The 25,559-nt window shown below is 58.3% G+C and carries 22 protein-coding genes; 13 read left to right on the top strand and 9 right to left on the bottom strand.

Annotation, left to right across the window (positions count from 1 at the left end; all coding sequences use genetic code 11):
• Nucleotides 1–119: 119 nt before the first annotated feature.
• The 7 genes from HZB29_02760 to HZB29_02730 form a co-directional block, all read right to left on the bottom strand.
• Nucleotides 120–623, bottom strand: a complete 504-nt coding sequence (locus HZB29_02760) for a hypothetical protein (protein MBI5814514.1) — start codon at nucleotides 621–623, stop codon at nucleotides 120–122.
• Nucleotides 610–1,869, bottom strand: a complete 1,260-nt coding sequence (locus tag HZB29_02755; protein MBI5814513.1) for a hypothetical protein — start codon at nucleotides 1,867–1,869, stop codon at nucleotides 610–612. Before HZB29_02755 ends, HZB29_02760 begins: the two co-directional genes overlap by 14 nt.
• Nucleotides 1,859–2,596: an outer membrane lipoprotein-sorting protein gene (locus tag HZB29_02750; GenBank protein MBI5814512.1), complete on the bottom strand. Its 738-nt coding sequence runs from the start codon at nucleotides 2,594–2,596 to the stop codon at nucleotides 1,859–1,861. The genes HZB29_02755 and HZB29_02750 overlap by 11 nt, the downstream gene beginning before the upstream one ends.
• The gene (locus HZB29_02745; protein ID MBI5814511.1) at nucleotides 2,589–3,803 is read right to left on the bottom strand and encodes an ABC transporter permease; all 1,215 of its coding nucleotides are present in this window, start codon (nucleotides 3,801–3,803) and stop codon (nucleotides 2,589–2,591) included. Before HZB29_02745 ends, HZB29_02750 begins: the two co-directional genes overlap by 8 nt.
• Entirely contained in the window at nucleotides 3,800–4,471 is a 672-nt protein-coding gene (locus HZB29_02740) for an ABC transporter ATP-binding protein (protein MBI5814510.1), read from the bottom strand. Before HZB29_02740 ends, HZB29_02745 begins: the two co-directional genes overlap by 4 nt.
• Nucleotides 4,471–5,016: a hypothetical protein gene (locus HZB29_02735; GenBank protein MBI5814509.1), complete on the bottom strand. Its 546-nt coding sequence runs from the start codon at nucleotides 5,014–5,016 to the stop codon at nucleotides 4,471–4,473. The genes HZB29_02740 and HZB29_02735 overlap by 1 nt, the downstream gene beginning before the upstream one ends.
• 142 nt (nucleotides 5,017–5,158) lie before the next feature.
• Nucleotides 5,159–5,794 carry a DUF4124 domain-containing protein gene (locus HZB29_02730; protein MBI5814508.1) on the bottom strand — a complete coding sequence of 212 codons (636 nt, stop codon included), beginning with the start codon at nucleotides 5,792–5,794 and terminating at the stop codon, nucleotides 5,159–5,161.
• Nucleotides 5,795–6,185: 391 nt separating this feature from the next.
• On the opposite strand from HZB29_02730, the gene HZB29_02725 reads away from it, so the two are divergent.
• The 7 genes from HZB29_02725 (at nucleotide 6,186) to HZB29_02695 (ending at nucleotide 16,388) form a co-directional block, all read left to right on the top strand.
• Complete coding sequence (locus HZB29_02725) at nucleotides 6,186–6,614, top strand: prepilin-type N-terminal cleavage/methylation domain-containing protein (protein MBI5814507.1); 429 nt, start codon at nucleotides 6,186–6,188, stop codon at nucleotides 6,612–6,614.
• Nucleotides 6,614–7,252, top strand: a complete 639-nt coding sequence (locus tag HZB29_02720; GenBank protein ID MBI5814506.1) for a hypothetical protein — start codon at nucleotides 6,614–6,616, stop codon at nucleotides 7,250–7,252. The genes HZB29_02725 and HZB29_02720 overlap by 1 nt, the downstream gene beginning before the upstream one ends.
• A 10-nt stretch (nucleotides 7,253–7,262) precedes the next feature.
• A complete protein-coding gene (locus tag HZB29_02715) occupies nucleotides 7,263–7,886 on the top strand; it encodes a hypothetical protein (GenBank protein ID MBI5814505.1) in 624 nt (207 codons plus the stop codon).
• Nucleotides 7,883–11,362 (top strand): PQQ-binding-like beta-propeller repeat protein, encoded by a 3,480-nt coding sequence (locus HZB29_02710; GenBank protein MBI5814504.1) that lies wholly within the window; start codon nucleotides 7,883–7,885, stop codon nucleotides 11,360–11,362. The genes HZB29_02715 and HZB29_02710 overlap by 4 nt, the downstream gene beginning before the upstream one ends.
• 268 nt (nucleotides 11,363–11,630) lie before the next feature.
• On the top strand, nucleotides 11,631–13,475 hold the full coding sequence (locus HZB29_02705) for a CHASE domain-containing protein (GenBank protein MBI5814503.1): 1,845 nt from the start codon (nucleotides 11,631–11,633) through the stop codon (nucleotides 13,473–13,475).
• Nucleotides 13,462–14,841 carry a sigma-54-dependent Fis family transcriptional regulator gene (locus HZB29_02700; GenBank protein MBI5814502.1) on the top strand — a complete coding sequence of 460 codons (1,380 nt, stop codon included), beginning with the start codon at nucleotides 13,462–13,464 and terminating at the stop codon, nucleotides 14,839–14,841. Before HZB29_02705 ends, HZB29_02700 begins: the two co-directional genes overlap by 14 nt.
• Nucleotides 14,842–14,972: 131 nt before the next feature.
• On the top strand, nucleotides 14,973–16,388 hold the full coding sequence (locus HZB29_02695) for a sigma-54-dependent Fis family transcriptional regulator (protein MBI5814501.1): 1,416 nt from the start codon (nucleotides 14,973–14,975) through the stop codon (nucleotides 16,386–16,388).
• Nucleotides 16,389–16,402: 14 nt separating this feature from the next.
• Here HZB29_02695 and HZB29_02690 read toward each other — a convergent pair whose 3' ends face one another.
• Together HZB29_02690 and HZB29_02685 are read right to left on the bottom strand one after the other, a co-directional pair.
• Complete coding sequence (locus HZB29_02690; protein MBI5814500.1) at nucleotides 16,403–18,346, bottom strand: polysaccharide biosynthesis protein; 1,944 nt, start codon at nucleotides 18,344–18,346, stop codon at nucleotides 16,403–16,405.
• 12 nt (nucleotides 18,347–18,358) lie between these two features.
• Nucleotides 18,359–19,372 (bottom strand): NAD-dependent epimerase, encoded by a 1,014-nt coding sequence (locus HZB29_02685; GenBank protein MBI5814499.1) that lies wholly within the window; start codon nucleotides 19,370–19,372, stop codon nucleotides 18,359–18,361.
• Between the two features lie 194 nt (nucleotides 19,373–19,566).
• On the opposite strand from HZB29_02685, the gene HZB29_02680 reads away from it, so the two are divergent.
• From HZB29_02680 to HZB29_02655, 6 genes are all read left to right on the top strand, one after another.
• Entirely contained in the window at nucleotides 19,567–19,710 is a 144-nt protein-coding gene (locus HZB29_02680) for a hypothetical protein (protein MBI5814498.1), read from the top strand.
• Between the two features lie 22 nt (nucleotides 19,711–19,732).
• A complete protein-coding gene (locus HZB29_02675) occupies nucleotides 19,733–21,553 on the top strand; it encodes a carbamoyltransferase (GenBank protein MBI5814497.1) in 1,821 nt (606 codons plus the stop codon).
• 4 nt (nucleotides 21,554–21,557) lie between these two features.
• Entirely contained in the window at nucleotides 21,558–21,953 is a 396-nt protein-coding gene (locus HZB29_02670) for a hypothetical protein (GenBank protein MBI5814496.1), read from the top strand.
• A 342-nt stretch (nucleotides 21,954–22,295) separates the two neighbouring features.
• Entirely contained in the window at nucleotides 22,296–23,693 is a 1,398-nt protein-coding gene (locus HZB29_02665; GenBank protein ID MBI5814495.1) for a sigma-54-dependent Fis family transcriptional regulator, read from the top strand.
• A gap of 64 nt (nucleotides 23,694–23,757) precedes the next feature.
• Nucleotides 23,758–24,237: a metal-dependent hydrolase gene (locus HZB29_02660; GenBank protein ID MBI5814494.1), complete on the top strand. Its 480-nt coding sequence runs from the start codon at nucleotides 23,758–23,760 to the stop codon at nucleotides 24,235–24,237.
• A complete protein-coding gene (locus tag HZB29_02655) occupies nucleotides 24,234–25,391 on the top strand; it encodes a glycosyltransferase family 4 protein (GenBank protein MBI5814493.1) in 1,158 nt (385 codons plus the stop codon). The genes HZB29_02660 and HZB29_02655 overlap by 4 nt, the downstream gene beginning before the upstream one ends.
• Nucleotides 25,392–25,559: the final 168 nt, after the last annotated feature.

Raw genomic sequence — 25,559 nt, 5'->3', positions numbered from 1 at the left:
CTGCACACAGGCCACAGCCCGCTTGCGCAACTGCGTCAATGTCTTACTATCAAGCCCGCGCCCATCTGTATTCTTCATGGACTACAGCGTAACGCATATATCCACTTATGTCAATACTATTATGAGACGGTTAATAACTCCGCCTGAGCAAGCTGCCTGCCGTACACTGCCTGTTTGAGCTCCGCTTCCTTCGCCCGCTCCGCCACCTGCGAAAGCCGCATGAAAGAAAAGTAGAACCACGACACTATTCCGCCGAATGTGACGCCAATGACCATCGCCTGCCGCCATACCACGTTGCCAAAGGATATGAATTCACCATCGCCGGCCAGGGTAAACCCGATATGCGCCCCCGCGATTGTCCCGAGAAAAATTCCCAGGATGACCGCAAGGCCATGGAACGCCGTGGGCTGGTTGCGGGAGATAAAAAGGAAAAGGCTGATAAAAAAATAAATGCAAAAGCCGATGCTGTAGGAGATGACAAGATCCTCCCAAATGGTGTGGCCAATGCCGATGGACAGCAGGAAAAGCGCGATGCCCGTGCATACGGCGACATTGGCGGCAACGCTCCGCCATTCGCCCATATACTTAAGCAGCGACGCCGCGTTCGATTCAGTTTTCGTCAATTAACGCCCCTTCCACTCGTATGCCTGCGTATATGATCTCTGAAAATCCCGCCTGTGCGTAAGCGGAATCCCGGTTTCCGCCGAGCCAGCGCACCGCCCCGAACATAATGATACCATCCCGCAGCCTGTAGTCCGCCGCCGCCGTCACCGCCAAGCCTCCGTCGGCGGGGGTGGCCAGAGCATATATCTCCGGCCTGAAATCCTTGCCGCCGTACGCCAGGCGCACCATCACCGCATCCTGCAAAATGTTACGCCGTTTAAAAATCCGGGAGGCTCCGTTTATGTTCCCATACACCGCTTCTTCCGGGACTCCCGCCTCCAAAAGGCTGCTTTGGCTTTGGGCGATGTCAAGAATGTCCTCCCATTCGGATTTTGTGTATGCCGTGTCGTCGTGCCACGCTTCTATCATAAGGGATACCGCGTTTTCCCATGTCCACGATCCACCGATGAGCGCCTGCGCCCCATGATGTTTTATAACGTCAACGTAAGGGTCGTGGGTCTCCAGAAGTCCGGCGGGCTGGCCGGCAAGAGTGTGGAACTGTTTCGTGTAATAGGGGAGGTAATTGAATGAAGCGTGCGCCTCAAAGCTGTCTCCCGACACGATTGAAAGCCCGGCGCCGGCGGAGGCTTCCTTTCGTTCGAGCGCGTGGGCAACGATCTGCAAGTCGGCGGAACCAAGAAGAGACGAATATTTCAGGCCCGCTTCAAGTTCGTCTTTTTCCACTCCCGATCCATCCATCCACGAACGGTCCCCAACGATCAGCGTAATCCCGCTCACTCCGGAAAACGACTCTATCGTAACCATCGGTATCCCCTCCAGGTCCAAAGGTTCAATCGCCTGCCTGTCCTCCCTCTGGATCACGTCCAGCGGCCGGAATCCCTGCCCCATTCCCCAACTGGCCACCTTTTTTCCCACGCTCGCCTCCACCCCTTCGGCGATGGTCAAATTTGCGTAAAGCTCGTTGACCGTCCCTTTCTGGTTAGAACCGCAACAGTCCACCCCCTCCGCGGAGGTGGCCACGCCGGAAAATTTGCCAAGCGGCCCGCTCCAGCGCAAGTATGCGTCCTGCCGCGCTTCCTCCGAAGGATATGCTCGACGGCCCGGCGGAGCGTGGAACACGTTGTCCACGCCGCCTGTCTCCCGTTGGTAAAGCGCGCGCAGGCCAGCCTCCGCGTCCGCGAAGGCGCTGGAAGCCGTCACGGCCAAAATCAGCGCGGCGGCGGCGAAGGGGCGTTCACTCCACATTGTTGCGGGTCAGGTAAGCGGGGTTGAAATAGTTGTCCGGAACGCTTATCGGTTTCAACGCGCTGTAGGTCACTTCGGTCACCCGGTTCTTCTGTATCCTGTCGCGCATCGTCATGGAGCTCACCATTGTGTATTCGCCGATGCGCCCTTCATGGAATTCGACCTCCTTGGCAAGGCGCCCGGAGGCCAGGTACAGGCTTGCTTTAACCGGAAAATGCCGATCTTTGGTGACATACAGCTCCACCTGGCCGTAGGTGGTCCCCTCCCGGGCCGCCGTAAGCCGCAGCATAAGGCATCGCTGGCCGCCGGCGTCCACGTTTTTGTTCTCCACCGATCCGGTATAGTCCTCGCTCCAGGTCATTGTGCTTATGTCCCCCACCGCCGCGTCCCCCAGCAGTTTCTGCATGGGGGATATGCGCACAGGCAACTGCGACCTTGGCATGAGCAGGTAAAACTTCTCGTCCAACTGCAGCGCCTTTTGCCCAAGTTCCCCGGCGGAGCGGAACAGGATAAGCGATTTGCGCCCCGGGCTCGCATAGACCCGGTATTTGGACACCTTGTCCTCCTTGCCGTCCACCATCACGGTCACTCCCACGTCCAGCCGTGATGATTTTACCGGCAGGCGGAACATGTCCGCCTCGCGCAGGATCGCCGATATCCCGTCATCGGCCCGGGCCTGTGCGGCCGCCGCCAGAAGCAAAATCGAAAGGATCAGTTTCCTAAACATGGGCCAGCGCCTCCACAACAGAAATTTTCACCCCGCGCCGGGCGGCCAGCGCCCCACCGATCACCGTCACCACCGTCATCACGGCGCCCACAACAAGGTACATCTCCCACGAAAAGCTGATGATCAGCGGGTAGCCCCTGTTCATCCCCGGCGCAGGGGGCATCATGATCCCGGCGTATGCCAGCCACACCGTCACAACTCCCGCTATCGCCATTCCGGCGGCGGAGCCGATCAATCCGGTCAACGCCGACTCCAGCGCAAAGTTGGACAGTATCTCCCCCGGATACGCTCCCATCGCCCGCATCGAGCCTATCTCCCGCGTCCGCTCCATAACAGTCATGGACACGGTGTTGGCCACAGACATGAGCGACACGATGAGTATGATTATCCCGAACACGCCGAAAATGCGTGAATACAGCCCGCGCACCTTGTGGTAGAAAAACGCAAGCTCGCTCCAGTGCGTGATCTTTTGCCCGGGCCACATGGAGCCGAACACTATGGACGCCTCGCCGGTGTCGTTGATGTCCCGCAAATAAATGGACATGGTGGAGACCTTGTCCGTGGCGATCAATTCCTGCGCCGCTGGCAGGTCCACCATCAGCGACCGCTTGTCCAGCTCCGGCGTCCCGGTGGAGTATGTCCCGGCCACCTGGAAGTCCATGCCGTTGAGCGCCCCGGCGGAAGTTGTGGAAAGGATGGTCAGGACGTTTCCAACCCTGGCGTTAAGGTCGCGGGCCATGTCCGCGCCGAGCATCACCTTGGGCATGCCGTCGGCGGAGCGCGTCAGTTCACCCCCTTCTTTTATGTCCAGGAACGGGCCGTGCACGATAAACTCCCGTTCCGCGTCCACCCCGCTTCCCATGTAGATCACCGATTTTTCCCCGTTGGACACAAGCCCGGTGAAGTTTATCCGGGGAAGGGCGTATTTGACCCTGTCATCGCCTAAAAGGCCGGCCCGCATCTTCTCCCAGGAGCCAAGCCCGAACGCCATGGGGGCAGGCTCGTCTTTCGCGAAGTACTCCGGGTGGGATATGACCAGGTGCCCGCTGCTCCGGGAGGCCATCTCCGCCAGCGAATCGAAGGTGAACAGCATGAACCCGCCGAAGACGAGCAGCCCCGCCGCGCACACCGAAGTTATTCCGATGGTGATACCCGCCCGGCGCCTGTTGCGCCAGAGGTTCTTCCATGCGAACTTGACCCATTTCATATCAGCCTCCCGTCGGCCATGGTGATGGCCCTTCCGCAGTGACGGCTCATCCGCTCGTCGTGGGTGGCGATAAGGAACGTGACGGCGTGGGATCCAGCCATGGACTTCATAAGGTCAACCACCATGGCGGCGGTGTCCGAGTCCAGGCTTGCGGTGGGCTCGTCGGCGATCACAAGTTTTGGTTTTTTCACAAGCGCGCGGGCGATGGCCACCCTCTGGCGCTGGCCCCCGGAAAGCTTGTCTGGCGGATGGTGTTTGAACGCGGCCACGCCGGTCTCCTCCAATATCCGCTCCACCGCCTCCTTGCGCTCCTTTGCGGGAGTTCCCGCCAGCAGGAGGGGATATTCCACGTTCTCATACGCTGTCATCACCGGGATGAGGTTGAAGCTCTGGAAAATAAATCCGATACTTTTGCGGCGCAGGGTTGTCAAATGTTTCTCGCCGCCGCCGTTGCCTCCATTGAAAAGGTATTCGCCGGAATCGGGAGTGTCCAGCAGGCCGCAGATGTTCAGCAGCGTGCTTTTCCCGCTGCCGGAAGGGCCAAGCAGGGCGGTGAATTCACCGGCCTGAAGCGAAATGGACACACCTTTCAACGCTTCCACCTTCGTTTCCCCCATCATGTAGGTCTTCCTGATATCGCGCAGTTCTATAACCGGTCCGGCTGGCATCATCCGTTCTCCTTTACATGGGAGTTCAGGCTTTCCACCCGCGCCCGGAACACCGGGTTGGTGGACGCGTATTGCGCCGCGCCCCGTATCTCGCTCAACAACCGTTTCCCCATCGCGGCCCGGTGGAATATGCTGTCCGGCGTCTGGATGAACGTTTGCGCCGCCACAAGCTTGGTCTCAAGCAGGTCATGGAAATCCATTGGACGGCCCGGCTCCGGATTATTTAGCATGGCGAGGGCCTTATCGAGCATTTCCAGTCCCTGCTCAGTGAACTGCATTTTCTTCCACGGCATCCACGCCGCGTCCCCGCGCAGCGCCATGCACGCCCCAAGGTAGCTTAAGTAAAGCGGATTGGCCGGCTCCCTTCCGGCGAGCGCTTCAAAACTACGTTGCGCTTCGTCCAGCGATCCACCCTTGTGGTCCACGACGTTAAGGAATATATTTCTGGCCGTGGTCAGCCCGGCGGATGATTCAAAGGCCCAGGCCGGATAGGCGCATGCGGCGGCAAGCAGCGCCAATGCCAGCGTCCTGACGGCAAATCTCATTTTTCTTCCCTCCAAAACAGGTTTGATACCGCCATCGTACGGCGTGTATGGCGGAGGGCAACTTTAATGGGACGGATGGACGGATAGAGCGACGAATGGCCTTATGCAGGGATGAAATAAAGGGGGGGATGAGCGGCAGGAGTTATTGGGGTGCGGCGGCCTCTCCGGTGGCCCCTTCCGGGGCGGTGTCACTTTGAGGCTGGCCTTCCTGTCCAGGGCCCTTGTAAAAATTCCAGACCACCTGGTATTGGTAACCCCGGATACCGTCGGAAGTGTAGGAGGTCTCCTGGTCTATCACTCCTATCTCCCCGGACGCAAGCTTGCCCCCCGGTTTTGCGCCAGAATATGGAAATACAACCGGCTCGGTCTTTTTTGAATTGCGGAGTATGAATATCACCTCCAGCCGGACCCCTTCCACAGGATAGCTGAAATTGTTCTTAAGCGACGCCTTCACCCGCGCAAGGCCCGTGGGGGAATCGAGTATCTCAATGTTGTCGCCGACCACTTCCACCCCCATGGACTTGCCAGCGCCGGTTTTGGGCGCTTCGGTCTGTGCGGGGGCCGGAGGCTCCTCGACTTTGTATGATTCATCGGCCATCCCCTTGCTTGACACTTTTTCCCGTTTGGAGCCTTGGGGTGTCTTGGTGGGATCGTTGCCGTAATGGGTATGGCCATTTTCGTCCACCCATTTATATACCTGCGCCGGGCAATCTGTCCCGGAAAGGAGAATAAAAGCTGAAAGGGCGATGGCGGTTGTCCGCGCAGTCTTCATAATCATGCGGTGGATTGTACCATAAGCGAAGGATGTTTCAATGACGTGGTGGAGGGACGGAAAGGACCGGACAAATGTCCGTAAAACCGGTATAAAAATCACTTCCTGTCATTTGTTGGAAACGAAAGAAAAAACCGATCGGCGGAAATTCGCCGATTTGGGGGAATACTTCCGGAAAATAACAAGCTGCTCAAATTCAAAGTATTGCAATTTAGTCTGGAAACCTGATCGGCGGAAATCCGCCAATTTAATTATTAAAATATATTGCCTCTGAATATTATGCGCGCCGTATATTTAAATAAATCAGGATGTTGTGAATAATCCGCAAGAGTCGAACGCTTGGCGCGGTTCTTGTTTATCCAAAATGGCGAACAAGCGCCTTGCGGAGGTTATGAAAATGCGGCTTTCAATGACTGGCGGAAGAAGTTGTCCCGGATGGAGTGGCGGCAATGGTGGTTTTTCCATCATTGAAGTGCTTGTGGCATCCACAATCCTCACAGTCGCCTTGATGGGATTTCTTTCGGTGGCCGTTTCCGCCACCAACTTGGACGGCAGGAACAAGGACCAGGCCAAGGCCATCGCCCTTGTGAACGACAAGTATGAAGAGTTGAAAGCAGCCGATTTCAGCACTATCGCAGCAAGCTCCGAAGCGAACATTGACATAGACCATACAAGCGGCGCGATCGTGGCCGGCAAATTCACCCGGGCCGTGACTGTGGCCCAGGTGGACCCCGCGATCCCCGCCACGGTGGCGCAGAGCGTCACGGTGGCCATAACCTGGACAGGGCACACCGTTTCCCAAACCTCCATTTTCATGAAACCGTAATGAGAAACAAGGCAGCCGTCTTAAAGATCGTTTCCGGCCGCGGTGGCGTGTCGCTCATCGAAATGCTGGTGGGCATGATGGCCTCCATCGCCATGATAATGGCGCTTGTGGTGGTCATCTCCACGCAAAGCAGAAGCTACGCCACGGAGATGAACCGGATAGAGATGATAACCAATATGGAGCTTGCGTCCGAGAGGGTGAACAAGGCGGTGCGGATGATAGGTTACCGGAGCGGGGCCTTGAGCGGCATGAACGCCAGCGCGATCACAGCCGCCGCGGCGGACTCAATCACCTACTCCACCGACAAGGACAGCGACGGGACCCGGGAGCCTTACACCATCCGGCTGGACAACGCCGCGGACCCAAACTACGACGCGGCGCATCCGAGGCTTGTGCTGGCGGACAACACCGCCGCGACCATTCAGCCCATTGGGGCGGACATCACCTCCATCGCATTCCAATATTATGATTCCGCGGGGACCCTGATCGCCGACACTTCCACCCAGGCGAACAGGGACACCATCAGAAAAATAAAAGTGACCATCACCGGCAGGACGCCGAAGACGGAGCGGACCGGGGCCTATATGACCACCGCCACCACCTTCCAGGTCAAGCCGAGAAACTTCCTGGTGGATTGAGGACAACGCCATGAGAACATTGAATTCAAGAAAAGGCTCGGCGCTTCTTATAGCGCTGCTGGCCATCGTGATCCTTTCCGGGCTTGCCATAGTGCTGGTCAAAAGGGTGAACATGGCGATGAGCAACACCGTCCGTTACAAGTCCGCGCAGAGCGCCTTCACCGCCACGGAGGCGGGGCTGGAGCATGGGCGGATAACGCTCAACGACAACGCCAACAACGCCGACGGGACCAATCCGGACGGCAACTGGGACGCGATGCTGGCGGCCCATCCCGTTTCCGGGCTGGCGGTTGGCGCCCAGTGCAACCCGTGGGCGGTCACCTGCGATTCGGCCGCCACCAGCAACATCAAGAGTGTGACCGTCAACGGACGCCAGTTGTACAACGTGTGCGTTTGCGATAACAGCGACACCGATCCCAACCTTTCCGTGGACGCGGACAACCGCATATGGCTTGTCGGAAACGGCGAGTCCGGATCGGGTACGAAGATGGTGACAAGAAAAATCGTGGCCCTTATAGAGAACGACGCGCAGGACCAGCATATAGCCCAGGAGCATTACGGCGAAGCCAACCTGGGCTGGGCCAAGGCGGAAGCTAAGGACGTCGCCGGTTCACAAAGAGGTTCATTCCAATGAAAAAGCTTACAGTTTTATTTGCGTTGATTGCGTTCACCGCTTCGGCGCTGTGGCCTTCCACGGCCGGCGCAAACAGCAGGACGTTCCCCTCGGGAAGCTACATCATCCCGATGAACTCCACCTATCAGCCTTCCGCGGACAAGGGTATATTCATGGCCTATGGCCTCGTGTTCCAGATTCTAAAGGCCGGCGGCACGGTGTACTGGATTATAGACGAGTCGAAAACCACGATAAGCGCGCCGGACATCACGATAAGCTCCACCACTGTGTCGCCCGTGGTTTCATTGTACAACCATGCCGGAGGAACGTCGGCTGTGTCCGGGGTGGGTTCCACCGTGTCATACTCGGGCGCTCCGTTTGTCATCACCACGCAGGACGGGCTCACCCAGTCCCAGATAGAGACGATCATAAACGACGCGGGGTGGACGCCTGTGGACGTCCACAAGGCCAACATAGCGTTCACCGCCAACGTGTCGCGGGAGCTTAAAGGCACTCCGCCGAAACTGGCCCTTCTCAACAGCGTGGAGGACCTGACCACCGGCAACGCTCAGATACTGGAGTCGTACCTGCGGCTGGCGGGCATCTGCACGGACGTTTACACCATCGTCTCGCCCAACAATGTGCGCGACGGGGCGTTGGCGTCCGGAGGCTACACGATTCTGTGGGCGCCTCACTGGACCGGTTATTCGTCATATAGCACCGACGGCAACGGTAACGGTATCACGGACGTTGAAGACATAGTAACGAACGTGGCCTCGTTCCTGGACGCGGGCAACTCCCTTTTCGCCGAATGCGCCAGCATCGAGGTGTTCGAGCACAGCCAAAACGGCCATTTCCTCACAAATTACGGCATAGACCATGACGGCGGCACGAATGACTCCGCGAAGATCATTTATCACGACACGACGGCGCCCTTCTCGCAGGTGGGTGACTACACATACGCTCCCGAGGGCGGCCACCTCCACAATTGGCGCCCCTTCACCCAGAACGCTCCGCCATCACCAGCGGAGACATACGACAGCAACTTCACTCCTGTGCCAAGCCAGCCGGCGCAGTATAACTCCACCGTCTCCAGGTTCACCTATGACGACGCCGACGGAAACCTTACCACCACCACCGACCAGTGGGATTATTACACAGGCGGCAGGAAGAATGGCGACGATACCAAGGGCTACGTCGTATACCTTGGCGGGCACAAATACGCCACGTGCAGTTCCGGCGGGAGCACCGCCCTTACAACCGGTGTTCACAACTGGGATTTTGAACAGAAGTCCAACATTGGAAGCGAAGTGTACACATTCGTGGTGACTTACACCGGAGGGAGCGCAAGTTGCACCGCTGGCTCCCCATGCACAGTCACCGCCAGCAACGTAAGCAAGGCAGCCCACGACGTCACGGTGGGAACCATCCTTCAGCTCAACTTCGCCTCCGCCACGATATCCGGAGACAAGAAGATAAGCGGCGTCGTGGTGACCAACCTGGGCACATCGGCGATAAGCATATCCTCCATCAGGGCGTCCTGGACCGGCGGAAGCTCCAGCCAGAAAACCAAAAAACTTTCCGACACGACGGATGGCAGCACGCTTTACAGTTCCGAGGAGAGCTCCGGGCACACGTACTCCATATCGAGCAGCTACAGTATAGAAAGCCCCAGCACGGGAAGCGGCGTCAGCTGCGTGAACAACTCCGATTGTTCCTTCACCAACGTGGCCGGCGTGCGCTACGTGCTCAATACGCTATTTAACCTTCAATACACCGTGGTGGACGTGGACTATATGCGTTCTTCGCCGGTGGTGATGGACAATACTCTTTACCAGGGGTCTTTCGCGTATCCCTCCTATAGGGGGCATATGAAAGCGTATGACGCCACCTCGGCAAGCAGCACGCCATTGGCGGACCTGGCGGACAGTGTGCCGGCTTCCTCAAGCAGGACGTTATATACGTCCGTTGACGGGGCGAACATGATACCTTTCACCACGGCCCAGCTTGGGACGAACACAAGCTTCCAGACCGCGCTGAGCATGTCTGTCCCCTATGCGGGCAACACAGCCGCATATGACAAGGTGGTAAACCGGATCCGGGGCAAGACCTCCACCGGAGCGGACATGGCCAACAGGCTTGGCGCCGTGGAACATTCGGCGGCGGCGATAGTCAAACCGTACAACAGGTCCAACGCCACGCGCCCGGTGACGGCGTATTTCGGCACGCTGGACGGAGTTCTGGAGGCGTTCAACGTCAATTCCCTTCACGGCGGGGCGGGGGCGGTCACGGAACTTTGGGGCTACGTTCCAAAGAGCCAGCTTGGCGCCTTGAAGGACGATCGCACAATTACTAACCCAGTCCAGCCGTTCCCCGGCGCGGACGCGTCGCCGACCGTGTCGGAGGCGTATTACGACCACGACAACAACCCGGGCACCGACAAGCAGTGGCGCACCATTCTGACGACCCTGCACGGCAAGTACGGCGCGTCCCGAAGCATCATCGCCATGGACATCACGGATCCGACCAGCCCGTCGCTCAAGTGGGAGACCGTGGGAACCAATCCCTCCACCGGCCTGGAGGTGATGGGCAACGGCTACAAGACGGCGATAGGACCCGTGCTTGACGCGGGCGGCTCCGTGCAGGCGATGGTTTTCGCCGCGACCACCAAGGTGGTCAACACCAGCGCCATTCCCGCGGAGATGGGGGGGGTGCAGGTGTTTGCCTTTGATCTTAAGACGGGGGCCACGCTGTGGAGGTTCTCCGTGGACTACAGCGGCACGCAGAACGAGCTTCCGGGCGCCATAGTGTTGCTTGACAAGACCCGTGACGGATATATAGACGAAGTGATTGTGGGCGACATGGACGGCCGGCTATGGGAGCTTGACGCCCTGACCGGCTCGAACGTGAACGGGGCCGGCATACCGTTGTTCAACGGCGGCTCGGGCGCCACAGTCAGCAACGCGGGCGTCAACTATCCGATCTCGGCGCCCCCCACGATCGCCGTTGACGAGAACTTCCACTTCATCGTGATCTTCGGGACCGGCGGCGCGGATTTCGCCCCGGCGGACGCAAGCTACATCCATTCCATCATCGCCATAGACATCACGGACAAGTTGGCCACGCCATCCACCTTGAACGGCGCGGGCACGTTCCTCTGGCAACAGAACCTCGCGGTGGGCGAAAAGGTGTGGGGATCGCCCACTGTGGCCAACGGCATAGTGTACGTGAACACCATGTTCGGCACCGGCGAGAGCGCCAACCCGAGGGACGACATCAACTCCACCACCAGCGTCGGCAAGCTTCACGCCATAGACATGAAGACCGGGGCCGCCACGTTCACGCTGGACACTGCCAACTCACGCGGGTCGGTCTATATCAAGAAGGGGCACGCGTATGTCTCATCGAGGGACGGGCAGGTGATCCAGGTGGGCAACGAGGACTTCTCGTCGGGCACGCCGGTGAACGTCCATGTCCTTTCGTGGGAGGAGAAATGAGCGCCCGGCCTAAAAACCCGCGCCCAAGGCAAGGATATGAGCAGAGGCCCTTTTGTCCAGTTGATGAGCCACTTCATCTTCATGGGGATGGGGCTTCTGCCCGGCGGCGGCATGGCGCTTATGTGTTTTTGTTTCGGCTGAGCCTCCCCACATCGGCTTAGCCGGTTTCCCCAGGCCGGGGAGGTTTTACCCCCCCCGGCCCCCCTTTTCCCGCGATATGTCTTTAAACCGCGCCGCGCCGGTATTAAAATAATCATCCATGGAAAAAATGACGAACGGCAAAAAGCCGTGGTGGAGCCCATTTCTGAGCAAACCGTATGCCGCCGCGGTGTTGATTGTGGGCATAAGCCTTTCAGGCGCCATATACGGCGAGTTGCGCGCGCTGGAGGAAGACCGGTTTGAAAGCGGGTTCCGCTCCAAAACGGGCAACCTGACCGCATCCATCCAAAACGGCGTAAATGAAAGGCTTGCCGCCCTTGAATCGGTGTGGATATGGATAAACGCCGAAATGCGCGGCGGTTTATACAACAAAATGGCTTCCTTCCGCGCCGAGTTTGACGTTATCAGCGGCCACATGGTTTCAAGATATGGAAGCGTGCGCATGATCGGCTTCCTTCCGTTGATCAAAGGCGTGAGCGTCCATGCTTTCGAAAAAGCGGCGCGAAAAAACGGAGGGGCGGGTTTTACAATCAGGCAAAAGGAAAAGGACGGCTCCGTCAAGCCGGCTAACGGGGCGAACGATTATTATCCGCTTTATCTTGTCACCCCCGCCGGGCCGGATAAAAATCTTGAAGGGCTGGATTTTTCATCCGATCCCGTTTTCAAGGGCGCAATGGACATGTGCCGGGCCAGGCGGGGGCCGTATTCCACGGGGCCCGTGAAACTGCCGGGCGGCGGTGATAACGCAAAATACATTTTCGTGTTCTGGCCGCTTGATAAAAATTGGGCGTCCGGCGCGGCCGTGGGGAAAGAAGACCCGCCGTTTGGATTTGCCATGGCGGTCTTTGACGCCGGCAAACTTGTCACCTCCTCGCTTTCGAGCATTGATATGGAAGGGATACATGTCCACCTTTACGACATGCACGACACAACCATTCCCATTGCGGATCGCTTCATAATGGACGCCGGCAAACCTGACAATTACCTGGAGGAGCATCCGGCGGACATTCATGGCGACGTGTTCGGAAAGTACAACATTGCGAGGGGCATGAACGTGGCCGGAAGGCCGTGGTCGGCGGTGTTCATGCCGGCCGCCGAATACCTCCAGCTTGAAAAAAGCTCCCACGCCGCGATGGCGTTCTGGAGCGGGGTTGCGGTCACTTTGGCGCTCACATGGCAGTTGGCCGGCCTTGTCAGGAGAAACGAAATGGTGGAGCGGCTGGTGGCCCAGCGCACGGCGGAGATTGTCCACTTAAACCGGCTTTCGTCGCTGGGCGAAATGTCCGCCGGGGTGGCCCACGAGATGAACCAGCCGTTCACCGGGATAATGAATTACGCGGAGATAGCCAGGGAATACCTGGACATGGATCCGCCGCAAATGGACAAGGTCCGCGAAAGCCTGGCCAAAATCGCCGGGCAGGTGCGCCGGGGAAAGGAGTTCATCAAGGACCTGAAGACGTTCGCGGGCTCCGGCGATTCATCAGTGACCAAAGTGGACGTAAACCACCTGATCGAAAGGACGCTGGACATGCTTTCGCCGACAATGAAAAAAAACGGGGTGACGGTGACCACGGAGCTTTCCAGCGGGCTTGCCTGCGTGCCTGGCAGCCAGCTTCGGCTCGAGCAGTCGCTTGTCAACGTCATAAACAACGCGATGGAAGCCTCGGAGGGAAAGGATGAAAGACGCATCCGCGTGACAACCCACAGGCTGGGCGACGGGCATATCCTTGTGTCGGTGGAAGACAACGGCGCAGGGTTCGCCCCGGAAGTGGCGGAGAAGATATTCGACCCGTTTTTCACCACCAAGAGCAAAAAGGAGGGATGCGGGCTGGGGCTTGCGATATCCCGCCGGATAATACACGATCACGGGGGGGAGATCACCGCCCGCTCCATTCCGGGAGGGGGCGCGGTTTTTTCGATAATGTTGAAGAGCGATGAACATGGACATGCCTGAAAAGGCCGCCACGGTGGCAATAGTGGACGACGCGGCGGCGGTGCGCGAATCCCTCGCCGAAATGCTCGAACTCAAGAAATACGCCGCAGTCACGTTTGTTTCCGGAGAAGACCTCCTTTCGTGGCAGGGGATAGGCGCGGCCCGCTGTTTCATTGTTGATATCAGGCTCGGGGGCATGGCCGGAACGAAACTGCTGGAAAAACTTGTGAAAATGGGGGTCATGGGCCCGGTGATAATAATGACAGGCCACGGGGACGTCTCCACCGCAGTGGACGCGATGAAAAAAGGCGCCTACGATTTCGTGGAAAAGCCTTTCGAGGCGGACGTGATGCTCGCTTCCGTGGCGCGGGCCGTGGAAAAGGCCAACCTCCTTTACCAGGCAAGGCAGCTAAAGGACGAGCTGGCCGCGGCGCTGGGGGACCGGGAAGGATATTGCGGGATTCTGGGAAAATCACCGGAGGTGGCAAAGCTCAAAGATGAGATCAACGTTTATGCCGGGGTCATGCTAACGGCCCTTGTGACGGGGGAGACAGGATCCGGAAAGGAGCTTGTGGCCAGGGCGCTTCATGCAAGGTCGGCCAGGGCGGCTGGCCCCTTTGTCGCGCTGAACATGGCGTCCATCCCTGAATCGCTTGCGTTCGTGGAGCTTTTCGGATGCGAGAAGGGGGCCTTCACCGGGGCGGACTCTCGCAAGACGGGAAAGTTTGAATTCGCCTCCGGGGGCACATTGTTGCTCGACGAGATAAACAGCGCCCCCATGGCCGTGCAGGCGGGGATATTGCGCGCGATAGAGGAGAAGCGCATCACCCGGATCGGATCAAACGAGTCCGTACCCGTTGACGTGCGCATAGTGGCCGCCAGCAACCAGGACATTCCGGCGCTGGCCGAAAAGGGGCTGTTCCGGGCGGACCTTTACCACAGGCTCGGCGCGGCGGTCATCCGTGTGCCGGCGTTGCGGGAAAGGAGGGAGGACATACCGGTCCTTGCGCATGCTTTCCTGTGGGAAAGTCTCAAATTCTACGAGAAGGGGGAGATGGGGATATCGCCAGTTGTCATGGACAAGCTTGTGTCCTATTCGTGGCCGGGCAACGTGCGGGAGCTTAAGAACACCATCGCCGCGCTGGCGCTAAAATGCCCGGGAGACCAGATAACGGACTGGGAAGTCCCGGGCGGCCAAACGCCAAGAGCCGCGGCTTCCGGATCGCTCCGGGAGAGCGTGAACGCCTTCGAAAAGGAGTTCATCAGCGAAGCGTTGAAACGGACGGGGGGCAACCTCAAAGAGGCGGCGGCGATCATGGAGATACCCCCCCGCTCCCTTTTCGACAAAATGCGCAAATACGGGCTCGACAGGGACGATTTTAAGTGACCTGGCTCCAGCCGGACGCTATATGAGCTTTACGGCGTTCACAATCCCCGCCCGTTGTGATAAATTGCTTTAGCCCGGGGTTTGTCAGGGGAATACAAACGCCTCCATTGAGGCCGGACATCTGGTGGAACATGGCTGAAGAAACAAAACATCTTATCCTTGCGGTGGACGACGAGGAGGACAACCTCGCCCTGCTCAAAGGCAGGCTCACCCGGCGGGGCTACGATGTGGTGTGCGTTCCGTCAGGGATTGTTGCGCTTGGCGAACTGGAGAAAATATCCCCAGACCTGGTGCTGCTGGACGTGATGATGCCCGGCATGGACGGGTATGAGACGTGCCGCAAGATAAAAGAACAGGCGGTCAACGAGTTCCTCCCCATAATCCTCCTCACCGCAAAGGACGACAAGGAGTCCAAACTCAAGGGATTTGAGATCGGCGCGGACGATTATGTTACCAAGCCTTTCGACATGGACGAGCTTATCGCCCGCATCCGGGCCATGCTTCGCATCCGCTCGCTCAAGCTAGACCTTGCGGAAGCGCGCAACGAGGTCAACCGGCTCAACCACGAGCTTAAGGGCAACTACGGGTTTGACAACATCATCGGCGGATCGGAGGCGATGCGGGAGGTGTTCGAGAAGATGCAGGGGGCGGCCCGGGTGACAAGCCCTGTGATCATCACCGGCGAATCGGGCACCGGCAAGGAGCTTGTGGCGCGGGGGATACATTTTGCCAGCCAGGTGGCCGGAAAACCGTTCGTGCCGGTGAATTGCGCCTCGCTTCCCAGCGACCTTATAGAGTCGGAGCTTTTCGGCCACAAAAAAGGGGCGTTCACCGGGGCGGTCTCCTCGTCGCAGGGGCTTTTCAAGGCGGCGGACGGGGGTACCATATTCCTGGACGAAATAGGGGAGCTTCCAAAGGAGGCGCAGGCCAAGCTTTTGCGCGTGTTGCAGGACGGAAAGCTCCGCCCGGTGGGGGGGACGGAGGAGATAAGCATTAACGTCCGGGTAATAGCCGCAACAAACGTGGACCTGGACGAGGCGGTGGAAGAGGGGCGGTTCCGCGAGGACCTGTATTACAGGATAACCGTGCTCCCCATCGAAATGCCCCCGTTGCGCAACAGGAGGCCGGACATACCGCTTCTGGCGAAATTCTTCATCAACCAGTTCAACTCCAAGTTCAACCGCTCCGTAAAAGGGGTGGACGACACGGCCATGGAAGCTCTGATGAACTACGACTGGCCCGGCAACGTGCGGGAATTCCAGAACGTGATAGAGCGCTGCTACGCCTACGCCGATATGGACTGGATATCAAGCGGCCACTTAAGCCTGCACAAGGCCATACGCCGCAGGGACGCGGAGGAAGAGCCGGCCGCCGGCAAGGGAGCCCAAGGAGACGGGAATGTCCCCACGCTCGAAGAGGCCGAGAAAGCCCTCATAGAGCGCGCCATGCTGCTGGCCGACAACAACAAGGCCAAGGCGGCAAAGATACTGGGCATCCACCGTTCCCGCCTGTATAAAAAACTGGAGCATTACGGCATCGGCCTTTAGGCAGGCCGTGTTATTCACCCCGTCTGGCTTCCCTTGACAAGGATCAGCTTGGATGGATTCGCGGCGCCGTCCTCTTCTGGCGCCTTCCCGGACGATAGCCAGATCATCATCATTTTATAAGCCCCGTCCGGATCAGAGGCCGATTTTAAGAGCAGGCGGTTTATGGCCGTCTCCACGGCGTCCGCTTCGACAAGGCCGGCCGCCACGCGGTTAATCTTCGGATGGGCCGTCGGCTCCATCACTTCACCGACGCCGGAAAGCTCCTCTTTGAGCTTTTCGCCGGGGCGCAGGCCGGTGTACGCTATTTCTATGTCCTTGCCCGGCACGAATCCGGCCAACTGGATCATTTTGCGCGCCAGGTCGGCTATTTTCACCGGGCTTCCCATGTCCAGGATGAAAAGCTCCCCCTGGCTTCCCATGAAGGCCGCCTGCAATATCAGCAGCACCGCCTCCGGGATGGTCATAAAATACCGTTCCACCTCCTCGTCGGTGACGGTGACAGGCCCGCGCTCCTCGATCTGCTTTAAGAATATGGGGACAACGCTCCCGTTGCTCCCCAGCACGTTGCCGAACCGCACCGTCAGGAACGCCGTCTTGCTTTTTTGCGCCTTGATTTGGGCGTAAAGCTCGCACACCCGCTTGGTGGCGCCCATCACGTTGGAAGGGTTCACCGCCTTGTCCGTGGAGATGAGGATGAACCGCTCCGCCCCGAAACGCTCCGAAAGGTCAGCCACCACCTTTATGCCGCCGATATTGTTACGGATGGCCTCGTCCCTGTTCATCTCCATCATGGGCACATGCTTGTGGGCGGCGGCGTGAAAGACGAACTGGGGCCTGAACTTCTCGAAAAGCCGTTCCATCTTGGCGGAGTTTGTTATGTCCGCGCAGTGGTAGGTGGCGTTCACCCCGTCAAACCGCTCCAGGGAGCGGCCAAGCTCGAAAAGGTAGTTCTCCCCTATGTCCACAAGGATCATGGCGGCAGGCGAGAACTCCGCCAGCTTGCGCGCAAGCTCGCTGCCTATAGACCCCCCGGCGCCTGTGATCATCACCCTTTTGCCGTTGAGGGCGTCTGCCACCATTGTGTAATCGATGGTGACCGGCGTGCGGCTCAAAAGGTCCTCTATCTGGATGCCTCGCAGGCGGGTGGCGTCTATCTTTTCATGGAACCCGTCCAGGTGCGCCGGCACTATCCGGCACAATATCCCCGCCGCCTTGCACCGGGCGTTTATCCGCTCCACCATTTCCGGGTCCATCTGGGATGCGATCAACAGTTCCCTTACGTTGAGCCGGGATACGGTGTCCTCCAGCTTGTCCAGCCCGCCGAGGATCGGGTAGCCGTGGATATTCACCCCGTCGTAAACGCTCGAGTCGTCCACGAACCCGGCTATTTCGTAATGGGAGGGGTTCAGCGGGCTCATAAGGGAGCGCAGCAATATCTCGCCGCGCTCGTTGGCTCCGTAGATGAGCGCCGGTATGCCGCCGTGCGTCTTCTCGCCGGAAAGCCTGGAAGGTTTTATAAGTTCCCATACGCCGCCGATCTTGATGTTCCTGGTGAAGTAGAACCTGATGAGCAGCCGGAACGAACCTATCAGGCACACCGTGATGAACGTGTCTATCACGAACACGGTCCTGGAAATGCCCCCGGTGAACGTGGAGTAATAAACGAAGCTCACGCCGATGACGATCACCGCGAAACTGATGACGGATGCCTTTATCAGGTTGATAAGGTCGATCACCCCCGTGAAGCGCCACATGCCCGACTGCATGCCGTAGTAGATGAAGGCGGTGTGCTTGACCACCAGCACCGGGGCCAGAAGGTTGATGAAAATGGTGTACTGGTCCGGCGTTATCGTTTCAAACCGCAGCCAGAATGAAAGCCAGAAGGAGAGGATGATAAGGGCGGTGTCCACCCCCATCACGATCCATGTGTGGGGGTTCTTTAAGGCGATCCTCATCATTTCAGGCGGCGGTCACACGCCGTAATATTTCCTGTACCATTCCACGAACCGGGGAATCCCCTCCCGGATGGAAGTGGCCGGCGAAAAGCCGAAATCCCGGCTGATGGCCGAAATGTCCGCGGCGGTCGCCTTTATGTCGCCAGGCTGCATCGGCAAAAAGTTCTTTTCCGCTTTCTTGCCCAGCAGGTCCTCAAGCAGTCCGATCATCAGCATAAGGTCTTCCGGCTTGTTATTCCCGATATTATACACCCGATAAGGCGCGTAGCTTACGTTTGGCTCCGGCTTTTCGCCGTTCCACGCAGGATCGCCGGCCGGTATCTTGCTCATCACCTTCACCACGCCGTCCACTATGTCGTCTATATACGTGAAGTCCCGGCTCATATCGCCGTGGTTGTACACGTCTATCGGCTTGTTCTCCAATATCCCCTTGGTGAACTTGAAAAGCGCCATGTCCGGCCTTCCCCAGGGGCCGTAAACGGTGAAAAACCGCAGGCCGGTGGTTGGCAGGCCGAAAATGCTGCTGTAGCTGTGGGCCAGAAGCTCGTTGGACTTCTTCGTGGCCGCGTACAGCGACATGGGATGGTCCACATTGTGCTTTTCGGAGAATGGGAACGTCTTGTTGGCGCCGTACACCGAGCTTGAAGAGGCGTAAACAAGATGCTCCACCCCGTGCAGCCGGCACCCTTCGAGTATGTTGCCAAAGCCCACCAGGTTTGCGCTGACGTACGCGAGCGGATTTTCCAGCGAATACCTCACGCCTGCCTGCGCCGCCAGGTTCACCACTGTCCTGAATTTGCGGGTGGAGAACATTTTCTCCATGCCGTCCGTCTCCTCCAGCTTCAAATGCATGAACTCAAAGGAGGGATTTTCCTTCAGAATGGCCAGCCGCGCCTTTTTGAGGTTTACGTCGTAGTAGTCGTTCAGGCTGTCCAGGCCGGTGACGGACGCCCCTTCTTTCAACAGCCTGGAGCACAGGTGAAAACCGATAAAACCGGCGGCGCCGGTGACAAGTATCCTCTCGCCCATTCTATTAACACACCACAGCAAAAAGGGTTGTAAGGGCCGCGCCTGGCCGGTATTGGCGGATGGCGCAACTAAAATCACTAAAACCAATAGCTTACATTTTTCTTGAATTTTCCACAACTAAATGTTAAACAATGCGGATATCGTTTACTCAAACATTAATAAAACTAGATCAAAACGCGATGGCTGGAAACTCGATGCTTTCCGAATTCTGGGATTTTCTCAAGGTCAGGAAGAAATTCTGGCTGGCGCCGATAATACTGCTCCTGCTGGCGCTCGGCGCGCTTATTGTGTTCACCGAGAGCTCGGCCCTGGCGCCGTTCATCTACGCGCTGTTCTAGAGTTTAGGCGGCGCACAGGTCCATGTATATACTCGGCGTCTCCGCCTTTTACCACGATTCCGCCGCCGCGCTTTTAAAGGACGGCGAGATCGTGGCCGCGGCCCAGGAGGAGCGGTTCACCCGCAAAAAGCACGACGCCTCATATCCGGCCAACGCGGTGGACTTTTGCCTGAAGTCCGCGGGGATAGCGGCGAAAGATATCGGGATACTCGCCTTTTATGACAAGCCGTGGATCAAATTTGAGCGGATACTGGAAACATACCTGGCGTACGCCCCCGCGGGGATAGGCTCTTTTTTCACGGCGATCCCCATGTGGCTGAAGGAAAAGCTGTGGATGCGCGACACGTTGCGCGAGAAGCTTGGCTACGAGGGGAGGGTGGTGTTCCCGGAGCATCACGAGTCCCACGCGGCGTCCGCTTTTTTCCCTTCCCCCTTTCACGAAGCGGCCATCCTCACCACCGACGGGGTGGGGGAATGGACCACCACCTCTTTCGGCCAGGGGAAGGGGAGCGAGATGGAGATATTGCAGGAGATCCGTTTCCCCCATTCGCTGGGATTGCTGTATTCAGCGTTCACCTATTACACCGGCTTTAAGGTCAATTCCGGGGAGTACAAGGTGATGGGGCTGGCCCCGTACGGCGAGCCGAAATATGTGAAGACCATCCTGGACAACATCATAGACCTTAAGGAAGACGGCTCTTACAAGCTGGACATGAGCTATTTCAACTATTGCGCCGGGCTGACGATGACCGGCGGCAAATTCCACGATCTTTTCGGCGGCCCGCCGCGCAAGCCGGAGGCCAACCTCACGCAAAAAGAGATGGACCTGGCGCGTTCCGTTCAGGACGTGACGGAAGAGGCTGTGTTGCGCATGGGCAGGCATGTGCGCCGGGTGACTGGGAAAAAGAACCTTTGCATGGCCGGGGGCGTGGCGCTCAACTGCGTTGCCAACGGCAAGCTATTGCGCGAAAAAGTGTACGAAAACATATGGATACAGCCGGCCGCAGGTGACGCCGGGGGGGCGCTGGGCGCGGCGCTTTTCGCGTGGCACTCGGTGGAGAAGAAGCCCCGCTCCGCCGGGGGCAAGATGGACAGGCAGAAAGGTTCGCTCCTCGGCACGGAATACGGGGACGATCATATCGCCGCCTACCTTGCCAGGAACAACATCCCATCCACAAGGTTTTCCAATGTGGACGAACTTACCGATGCGGTGGCGAAAGTCCTGGCGGAGGAAAAAGTGGTGGGGTGGTTCCACGGCAGGATGGAGTTCGGCCCGCGCGCCCTTGGGGCAAGAAGCATTATCGGGGATTCCCGTTCGCCGAAAATGCAGTCCATCATGAACCTGAAGATAAAATTCCGCGAATCGTTCCGCCCCTTCGCCCCGTCGGTGTTGCGGGAGAAGGTGAATGATTATTTCGACATGGACAGCGACAGCCCATACATGTTGCTCGTGGCCCCGGTCCAGGAGCGCCGCCGCATACCGATGACCGCCGAGCAGGAAAAACTTTTCGGGATAGAAAAGCTCAACGTGCCAAGGTCGGACATACCGGCGGTGACCCATGTGGACTATTCGGCCCGGGTGCAGACGGTGGACGCGGAGCGCAACCCGGCTTACTACCAGCTTATCGGCAAGTTCGAAAAGCTCACCGGTTGCGGGGTGATAATAAACACATCGTTCAACGTGCGCGGCGAGCCTATCGTGCAAAAGCCGGAGGACGCGTACAAGTGTTTCATGCGCACCAACATGGACTATCTTGTGTTGGACAACCATCTATTGGCGAAGGAAGCGCAGCCGGAGTTGAAGGAAGACACCGACTGGCGCTCCGAATTCGAGCTGGATTGACGGTATGGCTATAGGCGAAGGGAAAAGGGAGGTCCGGATCACCTGGATCGGGTTTACGGCGATATTCGCGGTGATCGGCTCCGCGCTATGGTGGAAAGGGCGCGCAAGCTATCCATACTGGTACGGCGCGTCGGCGTTGTTCGCCTTTTTCGCGGCAGTTGCCCCCATGTCCCTGCTTCCGCTGTACCGGCTATGGGCGAAATTCGCCGCCGGGCTCGCGTGGTTCAACACTCGGCTGCTTTTGGCGGCGGTGTTCTATCTTGTGATAACGCCCATCGGTTTGATCATGCGGCTTATGGGCAAGGACATCCTCGACGAGAAGATAGACCGCGCCGCCTCGTCGTACTGGAAGATGAAAGAACAGCATAACGACCCCACCCGTTACGAAAAACAGTATTGATTCCATTGTTCCCTTGTAGCTCCGCGTTCCGCCGGCAATTGCCTCCAGAATGGCGGCGATACGTCGGGACAGTCCGGGGTGACGCGCTAACGAGCTTAAACACCCGGACAGCAACCAAGAACACCGCTTCCCCGGGGGTGCCTGACCCCGGTTTCTCGCTTTATCCTTTAAGAATCCGTGGTCAGCGGCCATGGAGAAGCGTTAGTAGAGGCGACAAGGGGGAAGCATTATGCAGCCTTCGATGCTCCATCACCTTTTTGCGGGCAAGATGCCCGCGCTCCCAATGACACCCACCTCTAAAAATCTTTGCCTTAAGCCGCCTTTGGCCTCAAAATACCCGGTATGAGCGAACGCCGAATCCTTATCGTGGACGACAATCCGGACAACCTGGAGCTGCTCTCCGTCCTCATGGAGCGCAACAACTGGGAGAGCGACACCGCCGAGTCCGGCGTGGCCGCCCTGGCCATGATGGAAAAGAACGTTTACGACGTGGTAATCACAGACCTTATGATGCCGGCCATGAACGGGCTTGAGCTTCTGGTGAAGACCAAGGAGCGGTTCCCGGGGGTGGAGGTGATAATCGTCACGGCATATGGGTCCATCCCCACCGCCATCGAGGCGATCAAAAAGGGGGCGTACAGCTATCTTCTGCGCCCATTCGAGCCGGACGACGTGGCCCTGGCAATCCGCAAGATATATGAGCTTCTGGAAATCCGCTCCCAGAACATGATGCTTCGCGAGGAGCTGACAAAGGCGCTAAAGTACGACAAGATCGTGGGCGCCTCGCAGATCATGCGGCGAGTTTACGAACTGGTGGACAACGTGGCCAACACCAATTCCACGGTGCTCATACAGGGTGAAAGCGGCGTGGGCAAGGAGCTTATCGCCCGCGCCCTGCACAACAAAAGCCCCCGCGCCGCCGGGCCGTTCATCAAGGTCTCCTGCGCCGCTTTGCCGGAACCGTTGCTGGAGAGCGAACTTTTCGGGCACGAGAAAGGCGCGTTCACCGGGGCCGTGGCCGCGCGCAAGGGGCGGTTTGAGCTGGCGGACAAGGGGACGCTTTTCCTCGACGAGATCGGCGAGATCACCCAGGCCACCCAGGTGAAGCTTCTGCGGGTGATACAGGAAAGGGAGTTCGAACGTATCGGCGGGAACAAGACCATCAGCACCGACGTGCGCATAATCACCGCCACCAACAAGAACCTGCCCGACGAAGTGGCCAAAGGCAATTTCCGGGAGGACCTTTTCTACCGGCTCAACGTCATAGCCATAGATGTGCCGCCGCTGCGCGAACGGCGCCAGGACATACCCACGCTGGCATACCACTTCCTTGAAAGGTACGCCACGGAGACCGGCCGGAGCATCCGCGCCTTCACCGACGAGGCGCTGGCGATGATGAGCAATTACCCGTGGCCCGGCAACGTTCGCGAACTGCAGAACGTTGTGGAGCGCGCCGTGGCGTTGACAAGGGACGAAGTGATAGACGAAGAGGACCTGCCCGAGAACGTCCGTGGCCCCGCCGCTTTTTCGGACCTGCCGGATCCGGAGCCGGGTGACACAGGGGTGATCCCCCTGCGCATGGCCAAAGGGGCGTGGGAGAAAAGCTATATAGAGCGCACACTCCGTAAATTCGGCGGCAACATAACCCACGCCGCCGACGCGCTGGAACTTGCCCGCAAGAACCTTCAGGAGAAGATCAAGGCGTACGACATAGACGTTTCCCGGTTTGTCAAACAGTGAGAGGCTGCGGCATGATTGTTGTCATGGTTGGACAGGCTCGCCATGACATCCATTATGTGATTCCATGATCTTCGGCCATTTCACCACGACATTCATGCTCCACTCCCTTGGGGAGCGTGTGCGCAAAATGCCGCCGTTCACACTTGTGCTGGCCGGCGCGCTGGCCCCGGACGTGATGGACAAGGGGATAGCCCTTTCCGGCTTGATAGAATCGTATCCGGGCCGGGCGGCTTTCCATTCGATTGTGGTGGAAGCGGCGCTCTTCGCGGCGGCCTGGCTTCTTTGGCCAGAACGGCGCGCGGCTATCTGGGCGCTCTTCGCCGGGGTGATATTGCATCTGGTCCAGGACATGCCTGAATTGGAAGTTATTTTATGGCCATTTATGGGACCATGGGAATTTGTGCCGCATAAATCGCTCTGGGAAAAAATTGTGACCCTGTATATCGGCAAAAATCCATTCCATGCATGGATTGGGGAGATGGCGGGAGCGGCTTATTGCGCCGGATATTTTGCCGTGGCCATGTTCAGGAGAGCAAGGGCGTGAGCGGGCGGAGGCTTTTATATTTCGTCACGGAGGACTGGTATTTCTGGTCGCACAGGCTGGCGATCGCAAGGGCCGCCAGGGATTCGGGATATGAAGTGACCGTGGCGACGGCCGTCAACGAACATGGGGGAAGAATCGCGGCGGAAGGTTTTGAACTTGCGCCGCTGTCCCTTTCCAGGCGGTCCGTCAATCCAATCAAAGAGACTGCTGGTGTGGGGGAGATCGTATCGGTCTATCGCCGTGTGAGACCACACATCGTCCATCACGTGGCGCTAAAACCTGTGATATACGGCTCCATCGCCGCCGCCGTGGCTGATGTGCCGGTGACGGTGAACGCATTGGCGGGGCTTGGCCATGTGTTCGTCGCGAAGGGGCTTAAGGCTGCTCTGACGAGGGGCGCGATAAAGACGGCGCTTGGCATGGCGATGAGGCGCGGCAAGTCGTGCTCCATATTCCAGAACCCGGACGACATGCGCGCGTTCGTGGAGGCGGGGATAGTGGAACAATCGCACGCGGAGCTTATCATGGGCTCCGGGGTGGACACCGGCATTTTTGAGCCGCCGCAAGCTGAGCCTGCCGGGACGCCGGTGATCCTGCTTTCATCCCGGATGCTTTCGACGAAAGGCGTTTTCGATTTTGTGGAAGCGGCGCGGATTTTAAAATCACGAGGTGTTTCCGTCCGCATGGCGCTGGCCGGATCGCCCGATCCGCATAATCCTTCTTCCATTCCGCTTGCCCAGCTTGCCGCATGGAACGATGAAGGAGTGGTGGAATACTGGGGGATGCGGGAGAACATGCCGGAGACATTGCGGGAAACTGCCATTGTGGCGCTGCCATCTTTTTACGGCGAAGGGGTGCCAAAATCGTTGATCGAAGCCGCCTCCTCCGCCCGCCCGGTGATTGCGTATGACATACCCGGATGCCGGGAGATAGTGCGGGACGGCGTGAACGGATATCTTGCGCCGTTGCGTGATGTGGCGGCGCTGGCGGGCAGGATGGAGACGTTGCTGGCCGATTCCGGGCTTCGCGGGAAGATGGGCGCCGCTGGCCGTGAAATGGTGATAAACGGATTTTCGGAAAAGACCGTAATAGAGAAGACCCTTGCGCTGTATTCGAGAAGATTGAAGGAAGCGGGGTTGCAGGGGCGGGTTTGAAACCCGCCCTTTATGGCTCTCCATCACATGGATTTATCACCCCGAGCCTGCCGAGGGGCGGTGCTTGCAAATGGGGAGGAAAAGAATTGCCGGCAAGATGACGGCGCTACGAAAACAACGAAAAAAACAGCGCCGCGGTCTAACGGGTTAGGGAGTGGAGCAAAGACC

The sequence above is a fragment of the Nitrospinota bacterium genome, assembly GCA_016235255.1.
Classification (GTDB): domain Bacteria; phylum Nitrospinota_A; class UBA7883; order UBA7883; family JACRLM01; genus JACRLM01.
The sequence above is the reverse complement of the archived record's forward strand: the minus strand, read 5'-3'. Positions and strand labels throughout refer to the sequence as shown.

Coding starts and splice junctions, on each gene's coding strand:
- HZB29_02755 (MBI5814513.1), bottom strand. CDS start 1,869: ATGTGGAGTGAACGCCCCTTCGCCGCCGCCGCGCTGATTTTGGCCGTG.
- HZB29_02750 (MBI5814512.1), bottom strand. CDS start 2,596: ATGTTTAGGAAACTGATCCTTTCGATTTTGCTTCTGGCGGCGGCCGCA.
- HZB29_02745 (MBI5814511.1), bottom strand. CDS start 3,803: ATGAAATGGGTCAAGTTCGCATGGAAGAACCTCTGGCGCAACAGGCGC.
- HZB29_02740 (MBI5814510.1), bottom strand. CDS start 4,471: ATGCCAGCCGGACCGGTTATAGAACTGCGCGATATCAGGAAGACCTAC.
- HZB29_02735 (MBI5814509.1), bottom strand. CDS start 5,016: ATGAGATTTGCCGTCAGGACGCTGGCATTGGCGCTGCTTGCCGCCGCA.
- HZB29_02730 (MBI5814508.1), bottom strand. CDS start 5,794: ATGATTATGAAGACTGCGCGGACAACCGCCATCGCCCTTTCAGCTTTT.
- HZB29_02725 (MBI5814507.1), top strand. CDS start 6,186: ATGCGGCTTTCAATGACTGGCGGAAGAAGTTGTCCCGGATGGAGTGGC.
- HZB29_02720 (MBI5814506.1), top strand. CDS start 6,614: ATGAGAAACAAGGCAGCCGTCTTAAAGATCGTTTCCGGCCGCGGTGGC.
- HZB29_02715 (MBI5814505.1), top strand. CDS start 7,263: ATGAGAACATTGAATTCAAGAAAAGGCTCGGCGCTTCTTATAGCGCTG.
- HZB29_02710 (MBI5814504.1), top strand. CDS start 7,883: ATGAAAAAGCTTACAGTTTTATTTGCGTTGATTGCGTTCACCGCTTCG.
- HZB29_02705 (MBI5814503.1), top strand. CDS start 11,631: ATGACGAACGGCAAAAAGCCGTGGTGGAGCCCATTTCTGAGCAAACCG.
- HZB29_02700 (MBI5814502.1), top strand. CDS start 13,462: ATGGACATGCCTGAAAAGGCCGCCACGGTGGCAATAGTGGACGACGCG.
- HZB29_02695 (MBI5814501.1), top strand. CDS start 14,973: ATGGCTGAAGAAACAAAACATCTTATCCTTGCGGTGGACGACGAGGAG.
- HZB29_02690 (MBI5814500.1), bottom strand. CDS start 18,346: ATGATGAGGATCGCCTTAAAGAACCCCCACACATGGATCGTGATGGGG.
- HZB29_02685 (MBI5814499.1), bottom strand. CDS start 19,372: ATGGGCGAGAGGATACTTGTCACCGGCGCCGCCGGTTTTATCGGTTTT.
- HZB29_02680 (MBI5814498.1), top strand. CDS start 19,567: ATGCTTTCCGAATTCTGGGATTTTCTCAAGGTCAGGAAGAAATTCTGG.
- HZB29_02675 (MBI5814497.1), top strand. CDS start 19,733: ATGTATATACTCGGCGTCTCCGCCTTTTACCACGATTCCGCCGCCGCG.
- HZB29_02670 (MBI5814496.1), top strand. CDS start 21,558: ATGGCTATAGGCGAAGGGAAAAGGGAGGTCCGGATCACCTGGATCGGG.
- HZB29_02665 (MBI5814495.1), top strand. CDS start 22,296: ATGAGCGAACGCCGAATCCTTATCGTGGACGACAATCCGGACAACCTG.
- HZB29_02660 (MBI5814494.1), top strand. CDS start 23,758: ATGATCTTCGGCCATTTCACCACGACATTCATGCTCCACTCCCTTGGG.